The organism is Pseudomonas sp. CIP-10 (assembly GCF_020911845.1).
In the GTDB taxonomy this organism is placed as follows: Bacteria; Pseudomonadota; Gammaproteobacteria; order Pseudomonadales; family Pseudomonadaceae; genus Aquipseudomonas; species Aquipseudomonas alloputida.
On sequence record NZ_CP087160.1, the window covers coordinates 4,637,061 to 4,654,562 of the forward strand.

Annotated in this window: 16 protein-coding genes; 6 read left to right on the plus strand and 10 right to left on the minus strand. The window is 62.2% G+C overall.

The window, feature by feature from the left end; all coding sequences use genetic code 11:
- Positions 1–70: 70 nt before the first annotated feature.
- The 3 genes from LMH93_RS20895 to LMH93_RS20905 all read right to left on the minus strand — a co-directional run bounded on the left by LMH93_RS20895 (position 71) and on the right by LMH93_RS20905 (position 3,029).
- Complete coding sequence (locus LMH93_RS20895) at positions 71–904, minus strand: amidohydrolase family protein (protein WP_003252504.1); 834 nt, start codon at positions 902–904, stop codon at positions 71–73.
- Positions 905–928: 24 nt separating this feature from the next.
- Complete coding sequence (locus tag LMH93_RS20900; RefSeq protein WP_185280061.1) at positions 929–2,203, minus strand: MFS transporter; 1,275 nt, start codon at positions 2,201–2,203, stop codon at positions 929–931.
- A gap of 94 nt (positions 2,204–2,297) precedes the next feature.
- Positions 2,298–3,029, minus strand: a complete 732-nt coding sequence (locus LMH93_RS20905) for a GntR family transcriptional regulator (protein WP_070096270.1) — start codon at positions 3,027–3,029, stop codon at positions 2,298–2,300.
- A 241-nt stretch (positions 3,030–3,270) separates the two neighbouring features.
- Between LMH93_RS20905 and LMH93_RS20910 the strand changes: the two genes are divergently transcribed.
- The gene (locus LMH93_RS20910) at positions 3,271–4,449 is read left to right on the plus strand and encodes an MFS transporter (protein ID WP_003252497.1); all 1,179 of its coding nucleotides are present in this window, start codon (positions 3,271–3,273) and stop codon (positions 4,447–4,449) included.
- Positions 4,450–4,575: 126 nt separating this feature from the next.
- Positions 4,576–8,055 carry a hybrid sensor histidine kinase/response regulator gene (locus LMH93_RS20915; RefSeq protein ID WP_230064561.1) on the plus strand — a complete coding sequence of 1,160 codons (3,480 nt, stop codon included), beginning with the start codon at positions 4,576–4,578 and terminating at the stop codon, positions 8,053–8,055.
- On the opposite strand, the gene rmuC is transcribed toward LMH93_RS20915, so the two are convergent.
- Together rmuC and LMH93_RS20925 are read right to left on the minus strand one after the other, a co-directional pair.
- Positions 8,027–9,400 (minus strand): DNA recombination protein RmuC, encoded by a 1,374-nt coding sequence (gene rmuC, locus LMH93_RS20920; protein ID WP_161774447.1) that lies wholly within the window; start codon positions 9,398–9,400, stop codon positions 8,027–8,029. The two genes, LMH93_RS20915 and rmuC, sit on opposite strands and share 29 nt — an antisense overlap.
- Before the next feature lie 411 nt (positions 9,401–9,811).
- The gene (locus tag LMH93_RS20925) at positions 9,812–10,231 is read right to left on the minus strand and encodes a tetratricopeptide repeat protein (protein ID WP_230064562.1); all 420 of its coding nucleotides are present in this window, start codon (positions 10,229–10,231) and stop codon (positions 9,812–9,814) included.
- Between the two features lie 950 nt (positions 10,232–11,181).
- Here LMH93_RS20925 and LMH93_RS20930 point away from each other — a divergent pair.
- From LMH93_RS20930 to LMH93_RS20940, 3 genes are all read left to right on the plus strand, one after another.
- Positions 11,182–11,406, plus strand: a complete 225-nt coding sequence (locus LMH93_RS20930) for a hypothetical protein (RefSeq protein ID WP_004575320.1) — start codon at positions 11,182–11,184, stop codon at positions 11,404–11,406.
- Positions 11,407–11,655: 249 nt separating this feature from the next.
- On the plus strand, positions 11,656–12,138 hold the full coding sequence (locus LMH93_RS20935; protein ID WP_003252489.1) for a hypothetical protein: 483 nt from the start codon (positions 11,656–11,658) through the stop codon (positions 12,136–12,138).
- Positions 12,139–12,284: 146 nt separating this feature from the next.
- A complete protein-coding gene (locus LMH93_RS20940; protein ID WP_003252486.1) occupies positions 12,285–13,565 on the plus strand; it encodes an OmpP1/FadL family transporter in 1,281 nt (426 codons plus the stop codon).
- Positions 13,566–13,607: 42 nt separating this feature from the next.
- Here LMH93_RS20940 and LMH93_RS20945 read toward each other — a convergent pair whose 3' ends face one another.
- Entirely contained in the window at positions 13,608–14,537 is a 930-nt protein-coding gene (locus LMH93_RS20945; protein WP_003252484.1) for a LysR family transcriptional regulator, read from the minus strand.
- Positions 14,538–14,651: 114 nt separating this feature from the next.
- On the opposite strand from LMH93_RS20945, the gene LMH93_RS20950 reads away from it, so the two are divergent.
- Positions 14,652–14,912, plus strand: coding sequence for a DUF2798 domain-containing protein (locus tag LMH93_RS20950; protein ID WP_003252481.1), 261 nt, complete (start codon positions 14,652–14,654; stop codon positions 14,910–14,912).
- Positions 14,913–15,056: 144 nt separating this feature from the next.
- Here LMH93_RS20950 and LMH93_RS20955 read toward each other — a convergent pair whose 3' ends face one another.
- The 4 genes from LMH93_RS20955 to LMH93_RS20965 all read right to left on the minus strand — a co-directional run bounded on the left by LMH93_RS20955 (position 15,057) and on the right by LMH93_RS20965 (position 17,444).
- The gene (locus LMH93_RS20955) at positions 15,057–15,608 is read right to left on the minus strand and encodes a glutathione peroxidase (protein WP_003252479.1); all 552 of its coding nucleotides are present in this window, start codon (positions 15,606–15,608) and stop codon (positions 15,057–15,059) included.
- A gap of 46 nt (positions 15,609–15,654) precedes the next feature.
- Positions 15,655–15,777 carry a hypothetical protein gene (locus tag LMH93_RS29675; RefSeq protein ID WP_003252477.1) on the minus strand — a complete coding sequence of 41 codons (123 nt, stop codon included), beginning with the start codon at positions 15,775–15,777 and terminating at the stop codon, positions 15,655–15,657.
- Positions 15,774–16,976 carry an MFS transporter gene (locus tag LMH93_RS20960; protein WP_060538689.1) on the minus strand — a complete coding sequence of 401 codons (1,203 nt, stop codon included), beginning with the start codon at positions 16,974–16,976 and terminating at the stop codon, positions 15,774–15,776. The genes LMH93_RS29675 and LMH93_RS20960 overlap by 4 nt, the downstream gene beginning before the upstream one ends.
- Before the next feature lie 63 nt (positions 16,977–17,039).
- A complete protein-coding gene (locus tag LMH93_RS20965) occupies positions 17,040–17,444 on the minus strand; it encodes a MarR family winged helix-turn-helix transcriptional regulator (RefSeq protein ID WP_004575323.1) in 405 nt (134 codons plus the stop codon).
- Positions 17,445–17,502 lie beyond the last annotated feature (58 nt).

A 17,502-nucleotide genomic window follows, 5' to 3' on the forward strand; every position in this document is an offset into this window, starting at 1 on the left:
CACCGGCTCAGGCATGACCAAGCGAGATTGCGTTCAAGGACCTGCCAGCAGTTGCAGCACTGGCGCTACGTCACTCGAAGCCAAACAACGCCCGCGCGGTATCCACCATCAGTGCCTGGCGCAGCTGCGCTGAACACCCTAAGGCCTCGAACTGTTCGACAGCGGTACCGAAACTGACCTCCGACTCATGCTGGGTATGCGGCCAGTCACTGCCCCACATCAACCGCTCTGCGCCGTAATGGGCTTCCAGCGCGCACAGCGCCTGACGGGCGAATGCCAGGTTCTCTTCCGGCGAGCCCTGCAGCCTGTAGATGCCGGACACCTTCACCCACACCTTGCCCCGACCGCTCAGGGTCAGCAGTTCGGCAAACCCCGGCTGGCCCAGGCCAAGGCGGGCATCCGGGCGGCCGAAATGGTCAATCACGATGTCCAGCCCATAGGGCTGCAATGCCCGCACCAGCACTGGGATGTCCGCCACCTGACGGTGCAGTTCCACGTGCCAACCCTGCTCGCCGATGCGCTCCAGCAGGGGCCGCCACTGCGCGCCGGTCAGGTCAGGCATGTCTTGCCCCATGAGGTTGAGGCGTACCCCCCTGACTCCCAACCGGGCCATTTCCGCCAAGGTCGCCCGCTCGACCTCCCGCTCCAGCATCACCACCCCGCGCAGTTGCCCTGGCGCGGTCTGCAAGGCGCTGAGCAGGTAGCGGTTGTCAGTACCCAGGAAGCTGGGCTGGACCAGTACGCCATGGCTGCAACCATGGGCCCGCAGTTGGCCCAGGTAGTCGCCCAGCGGCGCATCGTAACTGGGCGCATAACGCCGCTGGCGGGCCAGGTTCAGCCCACGGCTGAACACGTGGGCGTGGCTGTCGATGGCAGTCAGGTGCAAAGCGGGTGCGTCGGGCATGGTTCTCATACAAACAGGTTCAGGTTACTTGGCGACGGCACCGGCCGTTTCCGGCGCAGGTGCAGATTCAAGGTTGCGGCCACGGGTTTCGGGCAGGCACAGGGCTGCGATCACCGCAACGCCATAGGCGATGCCGGCATCGATGCCGATGGCACTGCCCAGCGACATCGACTCGCTCATGTGCCCGACCAGGAACGGGAACACGGCCGACAGCACGCGACCGAAGTTGTAGCAAAAGCCCACCCCGGCGCCGCGCACGTCAGCCGGGTACAGTTCATTGAAAAACGCACCCAGGCTGGCCGGGATGCCGGCGGCGAAAAAGCCCAGCGGGAAGCCGAGGAACAGCATCTGGGTATTGGTCAGCGGGAAGAACACGTAGGCCTGCACGGTCAGTACACAGCACAGGGCGAACAGCAGGATGTTCTTGCGCCTGCCAATACGGTCGATCAGCAGGCCACTGACCACGCAGCCGCACCAGAAGGCCAGGATGATCACCGCCAGGTAACCGCCCGAGTTCAGCACCGAAAGGTTGCGCTCTGTCTTGAGGAAGGTCGGCAACCAGGTCATCACCGCGTGGTAGCCACCGTGGGCACCCAGGCCGAGCAAGCCGCCCAGCAGGGTCACACGCAGCAGTTCCGGGCGGAAGATGCCAGCCATCGACTGCAAGAAGCTGGAAGGGATGGCCTTTTCCTTTTGCAGGCGCTGGAAGCTGTCCGGCTCAGGCACGTTGCGGCGTACCCAAATGATCAGCAGCGATGGCAGCAGACCGACGAAGAACATCACCCGCCAGGCAAACTCCTGCGGTACCAGTGAGTAAATCAGCGTAAACAGTGCCACCGCCAGCCCCCACCCCACAGCCCAGGCACTCTGCACCGTGCCCATGACCTTGCCGCGATACTTGGGGTTGATGGTTTCGGCCATCAGCACAGCGCCGGCTGCCCATTCGCCACCGATGCCAAAGCCTTGCATGGCCTTGACGAACAGCAACGGGTAGAAGCCGGTGACGAACGCCGAAAGAAAGGTGAAGAACGAGAACCAGAGAATCATCCATTGCAGGGTACGCACGCGACCATAGCGGTCGGACAGTGTGCCACCCAGCCAGCCGCCGACTGCCGAGGTCACCAGGGTCAGGCCACTGATCAGGCCGGCATCGCCCTTGGTCAGGGAGAATGCGGCGATCAGCGCGGGGATGGCCAGGCCGAACATCTGCACTTCCAGCGCATCGAGCGACCAGCCGCCGAAACAGGCCCAGAATGTCTTGCGTTCCCGTGAGGTGATCTCGCGATACCAGCTGAACATGATTGTTATCCTTCTAGTCGTGGTGTGACGGGCAGGCGAAGCCACTGCGCCATGGCAGCACGGCGCAGACAGGTAAAAGGGTGAAGCGACCGGTTTAGCGAATGTCGATGCGGTAGCGGAAGTGCTGCGCATGGCCGCGCGAGCGGCGCCATTCCAGAGGTTTGCCGGCATAGTCGCGGGCCAGGCGCTCGATCACGACCACCGGGCTGTCGGCCGGCAGTTGCAGCAAGCGGCCATGCACCGCGTCGACCGCTTCGGCGGTCAGGGTTTCTTCGGCGTAGGCGACCACCTGACCGCACAGCGCTTCGTAGATGGGGTACAGCAGTGGGCCCTTGCTGTTTAAATCCACGTCCAGCAGCGGCTGGAAGGTTTGGCGCGGCAGCCAGATGTCTTCGGCCAGCACCGGCTGGGCGCCAAGCAGACGTGTGCGAACGATGCGGATCACTTCTGCCTCCCCTGCCAGGCCCAATGCCTCGGCCACTGCCGAAGGCGCCGGAAGCGACTCGATGGAAAGAATGCGGCTTTCCGGCACTATGCGCTCGCCATTGGCGGCCTCGAAACGGAAGAAGCGGAACAGCGACGACTGGAACTGTGGGCGGCGAATGAAGGTGCCTCGGCCCTGCTGGCGCTCCAGCACGCCTTCGGCCACCAGGACATCGACGGCCTTGCGCACGGTACCGATCGACAGGTCGAACTCGGTGGCCAAGGCTGCTTCGGTCGGGATCGCTTCCCCCGGGCGCCAGCGGTTGTTGGCAATTTGCGTGACCATGTGATCGCGCAGTTGTTGATAGCGGGGCAGTCGAGCATCACCGGTCAATGGGTGCATGGGTCTCGCTCTCGTCTTGTTATATAAACATATATATGAATTTTTCGAGAGTATTCCCCGAGCCTGACAGACTGTCAATCCTCCGCCTGTCGCCCTTTGTCCGTGAAGCGGCCTTGTGTCGCGACGGGCTGTGAGCCAGCCGGAGCATTGCCATCTTCTCTTGAACGTTGCCGGTGCTGCTGCAAGGACCGCATGTGGCTTATGCTTGTGCTCGGCAAACCCGCACAACAAGGACGTGGCAATGCTCGCCGCCATAAAACGCTACCCGCACACCGTTCGCCTGCTGCTCACCACCACCTTCGCGCTTACCGTCGCCCGCGCCCTCACCCTGCCCTACCTGGTGGTTTACCTGGCCGACAATTTCCAGCTGCCGATCAGCCAGATCGGCCTGCTGATCGGTGGCGCGCTGATCGTCGCCTCGCTATTGAGTCTGTACGGTGGCCATCTGGTCGACACCTTGAGCAACCACACGCTGGTCAGCGCCAGTACCCTGCTGTTCGCCCTGGCCTTCGTCGGCGCGGTCGCCAGCCGTTCGGCACTGCCGTTCTTCTTTTGTCTGGTGTTGATCAACCTGGCCCTGGCAGTGGTCGACATTGCTGCCAAGGCGGGCTTCTGCGCGTTACTGCCGGTGGATGAGCGGGCCGAGGTATTCGCCATCAAGTACACCCTCAGCAACGTCGGCTACGCCACCGGCCCGTTGCTGGGCGTGGCCATGCTTGAACTGAACGACCATGTGCCGTTCCTCGCCTCTGCCCTGCTTGGCCTGGCCATGTGCCTGGCTTACTGGCGCCTGGGTGATCGCAGCCTGCAGGCCAGCGCGCCGGACAAACCTGTGGCCGGCTTCGGCCAGGTGGCGCTGGGGCTGGCGCGGGATCGTCGGCTGGTGTGCTTTACCGTGGGTGGGGTGCTGAGCGCGGTGGTGTTCGGCCAGTTCACCGCCTACCTGTCCCAGTACCTGGTGGTCACCAGCAACCCGGCCGAAGCGGCACGGCTGATCGGCTATCTGGTCACCACCAACGCCGTGACGGTCATTGCCTTGCAGTACCTGATTGGCCGGCGCATCAGCCGCCAGCGCCTGATGCCGTGGCTATTGGCCGGCATGGGCCTGTTCATCGCCGGCTTGCTGGGTTTTGCGCTGGCGGGCTCGGTACTGGCCTGGTGCCTGGCGATGCTGGTGTTCACGCTGGGCGAAATCATCGTGATCCCGGCCGAGTACATGTTTATCGACCTGATCGCACCGGAGCACTTGCGCGGGGTGTATTACGGCGCGCAGAACCTGTCCAACCTGGGGGCGGCGCTGGGGCCGGTGATGGTGGGGTTTGCACTGGTACACCTGTGGCCGGGGGCAGTCTTCTACCTGCTGGTGTTGTCGGTGATACTGGCAGGGGTGTTCTATGGGTTGGGTACCCGCAGGGGTTGATGTTGCCTGTTCCGGCCTCTTCGCGGGTGAACCCGCTCCTACAACCATCGTCTGCGCTGACGAAGCGGCACTTGCGTGCCAGACTGATTGATCGGGACCGCGTTACCTTTTTGCTTCGGAGTCTTCATGTCGTTGTCCAGCGGGCTGATCGCCGTGGTCGCCCTGGCCTATATGGCCATCATGTTCGCCATCGCCTTCTATGGCGACCGCCGCAGCACGCCATTGCCGCCAAAGCTGCGTGCCTGGGTGTACAGCCTGTCGCTGGCCGTGTACTGCACCAGCTGGACCTTTTTCGGCGCGGTCGGCCAGGCCGCCGAACAGCTTTGGGCATTCCTGCCCATCTACCTGGGCCCGGTACTGCTGCTGATCTTCGCGCCGTGGGTGCTGCAGAAGATGGTGTTGATCAGCAAGCAGCAGAACATCACCTCGATCGCCGACTTCATTGCCGCACGCTACGGCAAGTCGCAGACCCTGGCAGTGGTGGTGGCGCTGATCTGCCTGGTCGGCGTGCTGCCGTATATCGCCCTGCAGCTCAAGGGCATCGTACTGGGCGTGAACCTGTTGATCGGCGCCAACGCCGACGCCACCGGCACCCGCGTGCAGGACACCGCGCTGGTGATATCGCTGGTACTGGCGCTGTTCGCCATCGTCTTCGGTACCCGCAGCCTGGATGTGACCGAGCACCACCGCGGCATGGTCCTGGCGATCGCCTTCGAATCGCTGATCAAGCTGCTGGCGTTTCTTGCCGTGGGCATCTTCATCGTTTTCAACCTGTATGACGGCTTCGACGACCTGTTCAGCCAGGCCCGCCAGTCGATCCACTTGCAGGACTATTGGAAAGAAACCATCAATTGGCCGTCCATGGTGGTGCAAACCGCCGTGGCGATGATGGCAATCATCTGCCTGCCCCGGCAGTTCCACGTTACCGTGGTCGAGAACATCGAACCGCAGGACTTGCGCCTGGCGCGCTGGGTATTCCCCATGTACCTGGCACTGGCCGCGCTGTTCGTGGTGCCGATTGCCCTGGCCGGGCAGATGATGCTGCCCGGCACGGTGATCTCCGACTCGTTTGTCATCAGCCTGCCGCTGGCCGAGGCGCACCCGAGCCTTGCCCTGCTGGCGTTCATCGGCGGCGCCTCGGCGGCTACCGGCATGGTGATCGTCGAGGCCGTGGCGCTGTCGACCATGGTGTCCAACGACATGCTGCTGCCCTGGCTGCTGCGCCGCAATAACGCCGAGCGGCCTTTCGAAGCGTTCCGCCACTGGATGCTTTCGGTACGCCGGGTAACCATCGTGGTGATCCTGCTGCTGGCCTATGTCAGCTACCGCCTGCTGGGTTCCACCGCCAGCCTGGCGACCATCGGCCAGATCGCCTTTGCCGCTGTGACCCAGCTCACCCCGGCCATGCTTGGCGCGCTGTACTGGAAGCAGGCAAACCGTCGCGGCGTGTTCGCCGGCCTGGCCGCTGGCATTTTCCTGTGGTTCTACACCTTGGTGCTGCCGATTGCCGCGCACAGCCTGGGCTGGTCGTTGCAGTTGTTCCCTGGCCTGGCGTGGCTGCACGGCAACCCGCTGAACCTGCCGATCAGTCCACTGACCCAAGGTGTGGTGCTGTCACTGGCGGGCAACTTCACCCTGTTCGCCTGGGTTTCGGTGCTGTCGCGCACACGGGTTTCCGAGCACTGGCAGGCCGGCCGGTTCATTGGCCAGCAGACCAGCGCGCGGCCCAGCAGCAAGCCGCTGCTGGCGGTGCAGATCGACGACCTATTGACCCTGGCCTCGCGCTTTGTCGGGGAAGAGCGCGCACGGCAGAGCTTCATCCGTTTTGCCTACCGCCAGGGCAAGGGCTTCAACCCTAACCAGAACGCCGATGGCGACTGGATCGAGCACACCGAGCGCCTGCTGGCCGGGGTACTCGGCACCTCGTCGACCCGCGCCGTGGTCAAAGCGGCCATCGAAGGCCGCGACATGCAGCTGGAAGACGTGGTGCGCATCGCTGACGAAGCCAGTGAGGTGCTGCAGTTCAACCGCGCCCTGCTGCAAGGCGCCATCGAGAACATCAACCAGGGCATCAGCGTGGTCGACCAGAACTTGCACCTGGTGGCCTGGAACCGCCGCTACCTGGAGCTGTTCAACTACCCGGACGGGCTGATCAGCGTAGGGCGACCGATTGCCGACATCATCCGCTACAACGCCGAGCGCGGCCTGTGCGGCCCCGGCGAAGCGCAAGTGCATGTGGCGCGGCGGCTGCACTGGATGCGTCAGGGCCGCGCGCACTCCTCCGAGCGGCTGTTCCCCAATGGCCGGGTGATCGAGCTGATCGGCAACCCGATGCCGGGCGGCGGCTTTGTCATGAGCTTCACCGACATCACCCCGTTCCGCGAGGCCGAGCAGGCCCTGCGCGATGCCAACGAACGCCTTGAACAACGCGTGGCGGAGCGCACCCACGAACTGTCGCAGTTGAACCAGGCGCTGTCCGAAGCCAAGAGCCAGGCCGAAGCGGTGAGCAAGTCCAAGACCCGCTTCCTGGCCGCCGTCAGCCATGACCTGATGCAACCGTTGAACGCCGCACGGCTTTTCTCTGCCGCCTTGTCGCAACAGGCCGAGGGCATGAACGAAGAGGCCCAGCAGTTGGTACAGCACATGGACAGCTCGCTGCGCTCGGCTGAAGAGCTGATCAGCGACCTGCTGGACATCTCGCGCCTGGAAAACGGCAAGATCACCCCGGATGCCAAACCCTTCGCCCTCAACGAGCTGTTCGACACCCTGGGCGCCGAGTTCAAGCTGCTGGCGGCCGAGAAAGGCCTGGAGTTCCGCCTGCGCGGCAGCCGCCTGCGGGTGGACAGCGACATGAAACTGCTACGCCGGGTGCTGCAGAACTTCCTCACCAATGCCCTGCGCTACGGCAAGAGCCCGATCCTGCTAGGCGCGCGCCGACAGGGCGAGCGCCTGTGGCTGGAGGTCTGGGACCGTGGCCCGGGCATTGCTGACGACAAGCTGCAAGTGATCTTTCAGGAGTTCAAGCGCCTGGACAGCCACCAGACCCGTGCCGAGAAGGGGCTAGGCTTGGGCCTGGCCATCGCAGACGGTCTGTGTCGGGTGCTGGGGCATCCGCTGGAGGTACGCTCATGGCCAGGCAAGGGCACGGTGTTCCGCGTCAGCGTACCGATTGCACGCCAGGCCGCCGCGGCGCCAAGCGCGCCCGTGGAACAACAGGGCGGCCAGCCACTGGCCGGGTTGCACGTGCTATGCGTGGACAACGAAGACAGCATCCTGATCGGCATGAACAGCCTGCTGAGCCGCTGGGGTTGCCAGGTATGGACCGCGCGCAACCAGGCCGAATGCGAAACCCTGCTGGCCAAAGGCATGCGCCCGCACCTGGCATTGGTGGACTATCACCTGGACGACGGCGAGACCGGCACCGGACTGATGGGCTGGCTTCGAGCACGGCTGGGTGAGCCGGTACCCGGTGTAGTGATCAGCGCCGACGGCAGCAAGGAAACCATCGCCCTGGTACATGCATCAGGGCTGGACTACCTGGCCAAACCGGTCAAGCCCGCGGCCTTGCGCGCCCTGCTCAATCGCCATCTGAGCCTGGCTCAGTAACCGCTACGTCGGGCAGCGCCTCGTCGGACAGCGCCCGCTCCAGCAGGTCTGCCGGCAAGCTCTTGCTGGCACGGGCGCCCAGTAGCTTAAGCTGCTCGCTGCGGCTGACCAGGTTGCCACGCCCTTCGCACAGCTTGTTGCGCGCGGCGGCATAAGCCTTGTCTACCTGCTGCAAGCGGCTGCCCAGCTCGTCCAGGTCCTGGATGAACAGCACGAACTTGTCGTAGAGCCAGCCGGCACGCTCGGCAATTTCGCGGGCGTTCTGCCCTTGACGCTCCTGCTTCCACAGGCTGTCGATCACCCGCAAGGTCGCCAGCAACGTGGTAGGGCTGACAATCACGATCTGCCGGTCGAAGGCCTCCTGGAACAGGTTCGGCTCGGCCTGCAGGGCCGCCGAAAAGGCCGCCTCGATGGGCACGAACAACAACACGAAATCCAGGCTGTGCAGGCCTTCAAGGCGGCTGTAGTCCTTGCTCGACAGGCCTTTGACGTGGCTGCGCAGCGACTGCACATGCTGCTTGAGCGCAGCTTCGTCGTTGCCGGCAACGAACTGCTGGTACGCAGTGAGGCTGACCTTGGCGTCCACCACCACCTGCTTGTCGCCGGGCAGCATGATCAGCACATCCGGCTGGAAACGCTCGCCATCGGCGCTTTTCAGGCTGACCTGGGTCTGGTATTCGCGGCCCTTTTCCAGGCCGGCATGCTCCAGCACGCGTTCGAGGATAAGCTCACCCCAGTTACCCTGGGTTTTCTGGCCCTTCAAGGCCTGGGTAAGGTTGGTGGCTTCGTCGGACAGGCGCAGGTTGAGCTGTTGCAGGCGCTCCAGCTCCTTGCCCAGCGAGAAGCGCTCGCGGGCCTCTTGTTGATAGCTTTCCTCCACGCGTTTTTCGAAGGCCTGGATGCGCTCCTTGAGCGGGTCGAGCAACTGGCCAAGGTGCTGCTGGCTGGTCTGGGCGAAGCGCTGCTCGCGCTCGTCGAAGATCTTGGTGGCCATGTCGGCGAACTGGGCGCGCAAAGTGTCACGGGCCTCCTGCAGGTCTTCCAGGCGTTGCTGGTGGCTTTCCTGCTGTTCACGCAGTTCTGCGTCCAGGCGCGCGGTTTGCGCTTCCAGGCGGCGCAGTTCGGCTTCGCGGTTGGCGCGCTCAAGGCTCCAGGCGTGGGCCGCATCACGGGCATTGTCGCGGTCGATCTGCAGCAGCTCCAGCTCACGGCCTTGGGCGGCCAGCTGGGCCTGTTTGACGGCGTTGGCCTCACTGAGGTCGCTGACCTCGTCGCGGCTGGCGTCCAGTTGCGCCTGCAGGCCAGCCTGGGCAAGTTGGGCAGCGTTGAGGCGCTCTTCGAGCAAGGCCTGCTCACCTTGCCGTGCGCCCTGGCGGCGCTGCACCTGCATGACCCACACCAGGCAGGGTATTACGCCTGCCACCAAGCCCAGCAGAATGCTGGCCAGATCCACTGTCATGCTTACCCCGAACGCTCTGATGCAAATTGAGTGCAGCTTATCAGCCTGACTGGCGTGTTGCCTGCATCGGCCTCATCGCGGGCCTGCCCGCTGCGCAAGCCTGAAGGCAAAGGTAATGCCTGCACGGTCGCCCGTAGGAGCGGGTTCACCCGCGAAGAGGCCGGCCCTGCTGGCCAATCTCCAACCCGCCGTTCACCGTTGCCGCCGCCACCGTATTCGCGGGTAAACCCGCTCCTACCACGGCGGTGGACACACATCGGTGATTGCTCGCGAAAGGGCCCGCGCAGGCAAAAAAGCTCAGACAGAAAACCACTGTCGCAACAAGCGCCGCGCTTCCTGCGACCCCTGCCCTGCCGCAAGCTCAAGCCAATAGCGCGCCTGCTCCGGCTCGTTGTGCTGACACAGCCGAGCGTACTCCAGCTGCGCCCGCCGATCCCCTGCGCGGGCAGCCTGACGCAGCAGCTCATGGCCTATACGCCGGTCACGGGCGTTGCCACAATCGCGGCACAGCATCTGCCCCAGGCGGCTCTGCGCCACAACCACACCTTGGCGCGCAGGCTGCTTCAGCAAGCGCCCGGCCAGGTGCTTGACCTGAGGGTTGTCGCCCAGGCGCGGGCTGTCGAGCAACCACAAGGCCACTTTCAGGGAAAAGCGTTTGGCAGGAGGTGCAGGTGTCGATGCAGAGGGGCTGGAAAGGTGTTTACCGCGAAACTTCATGAGCAACAGGTTTGGTAACTCGAAAGGCGCGCCACTCTACTCTTTTTTTCTCGCCCTGGCCTGTCGATTTCTGGAGGATTGAAAAAAATTTCAATGATCTTTTCTTGACGTTTCCAGGTGGATGACCAACCGGTCTGTTGGAGCATGGCGATTGTCGGACAGTTCATCCCATTGCTGGCACGCCCGTGCTAGAGCAAGCGCTCGGGACAATCCACAGTTCCTGTGGATAACTCGGTGGACAACCCCCTCTCACACCCCTCAAACCCCCGTGAATTGGGGGCTTTGGTCAAACTGACGATTTTTTCACCAGCTAAAAATAGTGTTTTTTTTCATTGACTTAACCACGCAGTCAAGGCATTGGCGAGGCTGCTGGGTGGTGTTGCCAAGCCGTTACAAGCGCTGCCCCGAATGTGAACAAGTGCACCATAAACCTCCATTTGGGTGCACGAAAAGGGCACATCGGACGGCATTCGGGCCATTTACCCCCTCTTCCCAGCAGCGAAAATTCGCGCCATACTGCGCGGCTCACCTGAACAAACGTAGTGCTTGCCAAACATCTTCGCTTCCGGTAAGGTGCCCCTTGTTAGTACCAAGCTGAAAGTCAATTCTGGCCGCAAGCGTCCTTGCAGACTCGCTCCCCCCAAGAGCGTCCCTGCTGAAACAAGGACCGGCCCATTCAATGATTCCCTCGCCAGCCTTACGCTGCGCAAGCACGAATCACATGACAGATTGATCAGGATCCCACCTCGACGGCCTAGAACCTTGGCCCCGGCGTGCTGCCTGCCTTCCGAAGTACCTACCAGTCAGCCCAAGCGCCCACATTTGATTGCGCCCCCTCTGGCTGCCCTGTTCCAGTCAGGTTCGTTCGTCCCTTAATAAAGGCGTCACTGGAACGTTTCTATCATGCACGGATCATATCTCCCGTGTTTAAAGCAGGAACCTCCAACAATATGCAAACTCATCATCAGATTCAGGCTGCCATTGGCACCCTCTCCCAGGCCTTCTCGCCGTTGAAGTGCCTTATCGTTGCCCCACGCAAGGGCAGCTTCAGCTTTACCTTGGTAGACGAACACGGCGTTGCCTGCCACACCGAACGCCTGTACCACGACCAGTACAGCCGCCATGAACCGCTGCAGGCGGTGATCGCCCGGACGCGTCAGTCGCTCACCGCGTGACCGGCGAATACCGGGGTATTCAAGCGCTGAATCATCCAATCGCAAGACTGCCTGAACGCTTTTGGCGTAATTGCCTTAGGGCATATAGCCCGGAGCATCAGGCAGTAATCGATTTAAAAACAGCTCTTTACACCACGATTATCACACTACACTTCAACTCGAGCGGTGCTTTCCGCTCCCGGCGGGCCTGATCATTCACCAGCTGCCAAGCTCCAGCGCCCGTCCGGCCCTTACCTGCTCGAGGGCATCATGGGTATTGCGGCGAATGAATTGTGTCAGTATGTGATCCGACCCACCCTGGTCTACCTGAACCGTCACTGTGCCAGCGCCGAAGCCTTGCTACTGGGGATCGCCGCCAGCCAGTCAGCACTCGGCTCAGCCCTGCACGACCGACGTGGGCACGGCCTTTACCGCATCGGCGAACATCGTCACCAGGCGCTCTGGGACGAATACCTGGCCCGTGACCCCGACCTGGCCAGCCTGGTCCGCGGCCTGGCCAGCCAGCACGCCTTCCTGGGTGGCCCGCACCTGGAGCTCACCGTCAACCTGCGCTATTCCACTGCCATTGCCTGGATGCTCATCGAAGAGCAGGCCACCCCATTGCCTGCGGCGGACGATCTACTGGCACTGGCGCGAATCTGGCGGCAGATTTTCAACCCCCAGGGTCGTCTGCGCGACTTCACCCACGCCTGGCATGCCTGCATAGATCAGAAATTGCCACAGGCATCTTGAGACGCGTCCTACAAGTAAACCGGAAAAAAGGGAATTTTGGTCGGATTGTCCTACAAAACCGCACTAACTCCTGCGATTGAGCCTATAGCGCGGCGCGTGATTTGTTGGTAGCTTTTCGCCCCGGAGACCCAAGGAGTTTTCTAATAATGAAAAAAGTAATGCTCAAAACCTCCCTCGGCGTAGCTGTTGCGCTTGCTTCCAGCCAACTGCTCGCCGCCGGGTTCGCGCTGAACGAACAAAGTATCAGCGGCATGGGAACCGGTTTTGCGGGGCGCTCGTCCTCTGCCGAAGATGCCAGCACTGTGTATGGCAACCCGGCCGGCATGTCCCGCCTCAAGCGCGAACAATTCACCGTGGGCGGCGCTGCCGTCATCGCCAAGACCGACATATCGGGCCCAGGCAGCAACTTCGGGGGGGAAACCGATGGTGACATGGTGCCTCTCGTTGGCGTACCCATGGGCTATTACGTCAAGCCGATTGATGATCACTGGAGCGTTGGCTTCGGCGTTTACGTGCCATATGGCCTGATCACCGACTACGGCAGCGATGACGCTGCACGCTACTGGGGCAAGAAGAGCAAGGTCGAGGTTGTCACCTTCCAGCCAACCGTCAGCTACGCCTTCAACGACAAAGTGTCGATCGGTTTTGGCCCGACTATCAACCGTATCAAGGGTGAACTGGGTTCGAACCTGAGCAGCAAGGCCCTCCTGGGGCCCAATGGCCCTGATGGCGAGACCAAGATCAAGGGCGACGACACTGCGATCGGTTACAACATCGGCGTTATGGTACAAGCTACGGACCGTACCCGTCTGGGCCTGACCTATCACTCGATGGTCGACTACAAGCTTGAAGGCAATACCCGCGTTTCCTACCCGATTCCACAGCTTGGCCTGAACGGCAAGTTCGACGCCAGCCTGAAAATCAAGACACCAGAGTCAGTGGACTTCTCGGTCACTCATGAACTGGATGACCATTGGACACTGTATGCGGGTAGCACCTGGACGCGCTGGAGCCGCCTGGAAAGCATCGTCGTCGAGAACGAAGCGCCGGCAGGCTACCCGTTGAAGACCATCACCGAAGAGCAGAACTGGCACGACACCTGGGCCCACGCCATTGGTGCGTCCTACAAGGTGAACAAGGAGTGGACCCTGCGCGCAGGCTTCTCCGTCGACCAGTCGCCCACCAACAACCATGATCGCTCGCCACGCATTCCGACTGGCGATCGTAAAGCGGTCAGCTTTGGTGCCGGCTGGAGCCCGAACGATGACATGACCATCGACGTTGCCTATTCGTATCTGTGGGAAGAGGATACCAAGGTCAACAACCTGCCAAGCTCGCAACAACAAGGGCTGTTGAAAGGCAGCTACCAGGCCAAGTACGAGAACAGCGCTCACGGTATCGGTGCATCCCTTACCTACCGCTTCTGATTCCTGTGCGTTACATGAAAACCGCCCTCGTGGCGGTTTTTTTCATGCCTGCACTTGCCAGCTGTCGCCCAGGCATTCGCGCAGATAGTCCATGAATGCGCGCACCTTGGTGGTCATGGCAAAGCGATCGGCCAGGCACAGGTAGATGTCCATGGGCTCGGTCTGGGCGTAAGCCTGGCTGCTGTCGCAGTATTCGAACAGCGGCACCAAGGCCCCCGAGGCCAGGTGCGGCCGCACGATGAACTCGGCCAGACGGGTGATGCCACCATCGTGCAAGGCCATCTGGGTCAGGGCATCGATATCGTCGCTGATCAATACAGTGCCGAATTCCGCTTCGAAGCGCAGGCCGTCCCGCATGAAGCCCCAGCGCAAGAAGCGGCCATCCACCGGATAGCGAAACACCAGGCAACGGTGCCCGCGCAAGGCCTCGGGCGTGGCAGGTACGCCAGCACTTTGCAGGTATCCGGGTGAGGCACAACAAATGAACGGGATGCGGGCGATGCGCCGGGCCAACAGCTGGTCTTCGAGCTGCGGGGCAATGCGCAGGCTCACGTCAACGTCTTCACGGGCATGGTTGACCCGACGATCAGTCGTTACCAACTCTATCGAAAGTAAAGGGTAGCGGGCACTGAAAGCAGGAATCAATGGCGCCAGCACATGGCGGCCGAAGGCAGAGGTCGAGGCAATGCACAGCCGCCCCTGAGGCTCGCTGTCGGGTGTTGTAACCGCCTGTTCGGCCAGGGCCAAATCACGCTCGATATGCTTTACACGCTCGTAATACTGGGCGCCAGAGGGCGTCACGGCCATGCTGCGGGTGGTTCGACTGAGCAGGCGAACTTGCAGGTGGCTTTCCAGCCGCGCCAGGTTCTGGCTGACGGCTGCCGGACTAAGGCCGAGGATACGGGCACCAGCGGCGATGCTACCGGCTTCGACCACTTTGATGAAGCAGCGAATGGCGTTGAGCAGGTCCATGGGGAGCGCCTGGATTCGTAAGAATTTCTTTATAAAGAACTCAATGCCGCGGGTCTACAGCTGCAGACGTGCAGGTTGCTAATCTGCGCTTCCACTCAGTTTTCAGGAGTTCGCATGAGCAACCTGCCCCGATCGCGCAGTCGACGTAAATTGCACCCGGTCGCTACCCCCTACGTTTTCGCGTTCTACATGTCGTCGATCATGGCGCTGTTGATGTGCTTCGTGATCACGGCGGCCAATGCCGGGTTTACCCCGGAGTATCTGGGCAATGTGCTCAAGGCCTATCAGCTGGCGATGCCGGTGGCATTTGTGTGTGTGCTGGTGGTCCGGCCGGTGGTGGTGCGGTTGGTGGCGATTACCGTGCATGCCCGGTGAAGTCACCCGCAGCCAGCCACTTCCTGTTTTTGATCTTGATCTTCGCGACTTCACGAGGCCTGCGCTCGGCCTCCTGAAGTCGCAATCTGCGTCGCCTGAACTACCGCGCGCTTAGACGCAAAAGCCGCAGCAAGCACAGCCTGGTTACTGCTGTGAGGCGATGGCCTTTTCGATAGCGGCGCGGAACGCAGGATCATCCGGTTTGGTCAGGCTGGAGAAGTTACCGATCACCTTGCCCTTGCGATCGACAACATACTTGTAGAAATTCCACTTCGGCGCACTGCTCTGGCTGGCCAGCTCCGCAAACAGCGGTATCGCATCCTTGCCCCGCACCGCCTGCGTCTTGGTCATGGTGAAGGTGACACCGTAGTTGGCATAGCAAACCTTGGCAGTCTTCTCACTGTCGGCGTCTTCCTGCTTGAAGTCATTGGACGGCACGCCGAGCATTTCCAGGCCTTGCTCGTGATATTCCTTGTACGTCGCCTCAAGCCCCTCGAACTGCGGGGCAAAACCGCAATAACTGGCAGTATTCACCACCACGAGCGGCTTGCCGGCAAAGCGCTCGCAGAGGTCGACCTGCCCCTTACCGCGCAATTCCGGCAGGCTGCCCTGCAACAACGCCGGGCAATCTGCAGCCCAGCTTGATGTACTGGCAAGCAGGGCCAGCACCGGCACCGTCAACCAATGTGCACGCATGACTCGTCTCTCCTGCATCGCTACCTTTGAACTTGCAGGGTAGCGCCTAACAAACACCCATGCCCAGTTGCATCAACGCCATCCCTCCCTGATGCCAGCCCCACCACACCAGTGCCAGCACCAGCAGCACGGCAATAGCCAACAGCCCGCGGACCAGGTAACGGTTCATGCAGCCTGTGCCTGCAGGCGTGAAACCGGGCGTTCGCGCACCGGCCAGTTAAGGGCAGCGGCCAACAAGCTGAGCAGGATGGAAATCTGCCAGACCACGTCGTAGCTACCGGTGCGGTCATACACCACCCCACCCAGCCAGCCCCCCAGGAACGCACCCAACTGATGGAACAGGAACACGATACCGCCCAGCATGGACAGGTTGCGCACCCCGAACACCGTGGCCACGGTGCCATTGGTCAACGGAACCGTGGACAACCACAGCAGCCCCATGGCAATGCCGAACAGGTAAGCACTGAACTCGCTCACCGGCGCCCACAGGAACAGCACGATCACCACCGCACGCAGCAGGTACAACCCGGTCAGCAGGCGCGGCTTGGACATGCGCCCGCCCAACCAGCCAGCAGTGAAGGTACCGACGATGTTGAACAGGCCGACCAGCGCCAGCACTGTCGTACCGGTGGCCGCAGCCAGGTGCTGGTCAACCAGGTAGGCCGGCAGGTGAACGCCAATGAATACGACCTGGAAGCCACAGACAAAAAAGCCCAGCGCCAGCAACCAGAAGCCAGAGTGCGTGCACGCCTCGCGCAGCGCCTGGCCCAGGGTCTGCTCGGCACCGTGACTGGGTAACGGGCGATCGCGCAGCAGGCCGACGAAAGGCACGATGAACGCCACCAAAAGGCCCAGTACCAGCAACGCTGCCGACCAGCCCAGCCACTGAATCAGGCCTTGGGTGCCCGGCAACATGGCGAACTGGCCGAATGACCCGGCGGCGCTGGCGATCCCCATGGCCATGCTGCGCTTTTCGGCCGGCACGGCACGCCCGACCACACCGAGAATGACCGAGAACGACGTGCCGGACAGGCCGATGCCGATCAGCAAGCCCGCACTCAGCGACAACGACCAGGGCGAATCAGCCAAGCCCATCAAGATCAAACCGACGGCATAGAGAATACCGCCGATGATGACCACCCGCGCCGCGCCAAGCCGGTCGGCCAAGGCGCCGGCGAACGGCTGCGCCAGGCCCCAGATCAGGTTCTGCAGGGCAATGGCGAAGGCAAACACCCCACGGCCCCAGCCGAAATCAGCACTCATCGGCCCCAGAAACAGGCCAAAGCCGTGCCGTACGCCCAGAGACAGCGCCAGTATCAAGGCCGCCCCCACCAACACCCATCCGCTGGTTCGCCACACCGAAGTCATTGTCGTTATCTCCAGCACATCGCAAGGTTTTGCGGGTATATACCCGCTTATAGTCGTTTCACTTCAGGCCAGTTGTTCCAGCAGTCGCACCAGTTCATCCCGCTGCCCCACCCCAAGCCGTTCAACCAGTTCTTTCTGGGCCTGCTCCCAGGCTGGGTGGGCAACGTGCAGCAGTTGCTTGCCCGCCTCGGTCAACAGCACCACGCGGTTACGCTGGTCGTCGCCCTCGCCCAGTGCTACCAGCCCATCCGCCTCCAGCACACGCAGGTTGCGGCCCAGGGTACTGCGCTCGAGCCCCATGGCTTCGGCCAGGGCTGTGATGCTGGGTCGGTCGAGCCGCTGCAGGTGCCGCAGCAGGGAAAACTGGGCGACATTGACCCCGAAGCCGGCAAGGGCTTCGTCGTAATGCCGGCTCACGCCGCGGGCGGCGCGACGCAGGTGGGTACAGATGCATTCACTGGTCAGCATGGATACGTGTATATACCCGCGTACTGAGTGTTGCAAGAAGTTTCACGAAAGAGTGAGA

Bases quoted from the DNA above. Each gene is read 5' to 3' on its own strand.
- LMH93_RS20950 (WP_003252481.1), top strand. From the start codon at position 14,652: ATGAGCAACCTGCCCCGATCGCGCAGTCGACGTAAATTGCACCCGGTC.
- LMH93_RS20905 (WP_070096270.1), bottom strand. From the start codon at position 3,029: ATGCACCCATTGACCGGTGATGCTCGACTGCCCCGCTATCAACAACTG.
- LMH93_RS20900 (WP_185280061.1), bottom strand. From the start codon at position 2,203: ATGTTCAGCTGGTATCGCGAGATCACCTCACGGGAACGCAAGACATTC.
- LMH93_RS20940 (WP_003252486.1), top strand. From the start codon at position 12,285: ATGAAAAAAGTAATGCTCAAAACCTCCCTCGGCGTAGCTGTTGCGCTT.
- LMH93_RS20945 (WP_003252484.1), bottom strand. From the start codon at position 14,537: ATGGACCTGCTCAACGCCATTCGCTGCTTCATCAAAGTGGTCGAAGCC.
- LMH93_RS29675 (WP_003252477.1), bottom strand. From the start codon at position 15,777: ATGAACCGTTACCTGGTCCGCGGGCTGTTGGCTATTGCCGTGCTGCTG.
- LMH93_RS20935 (WP_003252489.1), top strand. From the start codon at position 11,656: ATGGGTATTGCGGCGAATGAATTGTGTCAGTATGTGATCCGACCCACC.
- LMH93_RS20915 (WP_230064561.1), top strand. From the start codon at position 4,576: ATGTCGTTGTCCAGCGGGCTGATCGCCGTGGTCGCCCTGGCCTATATG.
- LMH93_RS20930 (WP_004575320.1), top strand. From the start codon at position 11,182: ATGCAAACTCATCATCAGATTCAGGCTGCCATTGGCACCCTCTCCCAG.
- LMH93_RS20910 (WP_003252497.1), top strand. From the start codon at position 3,271: ATGCTCGCCGCCATAAAACGCTACCCGCACACCGTTCGCCTGCTGCTC.
- LMH93_RS20960 (WP_060538689.1), bottom strand. From the start codon at position 16,976: ATGACTTCGGTGTGGCGAACCAGCGGATGGGTGTTGGTGGGGGCGGCC.
- LMH93_RS20955 (WP_003252479.1), bottom strand. From the start codon at position 15,608: ATGCGTGCACATTGGTTGACGGTGCCGGTGCTGGCCCTGCTTGCCAGT.
- LMH93_RS20965 (WP_004575323.1), bottom strand. From the start codon at position 17,444: ATGCTGACCAGTGAATGCATCTGTACCCACCTGCGTCGCGCCGCCCGC.
- LMH93_RS20925 (WP_230064562.1), bottom strand. From the start codon at position 10,231: ATGAAGTTTCGCGGTAAACACCTTTCCAGCCCCTCTGCATCGACACCT.
- LMH93_RS20895 (WP_003252504.1), bottom strand. From the start codon at position 904: ATGCCCGACGCACCCGCTTTGCACCTGACTGCCATCGACAGCCACGCC.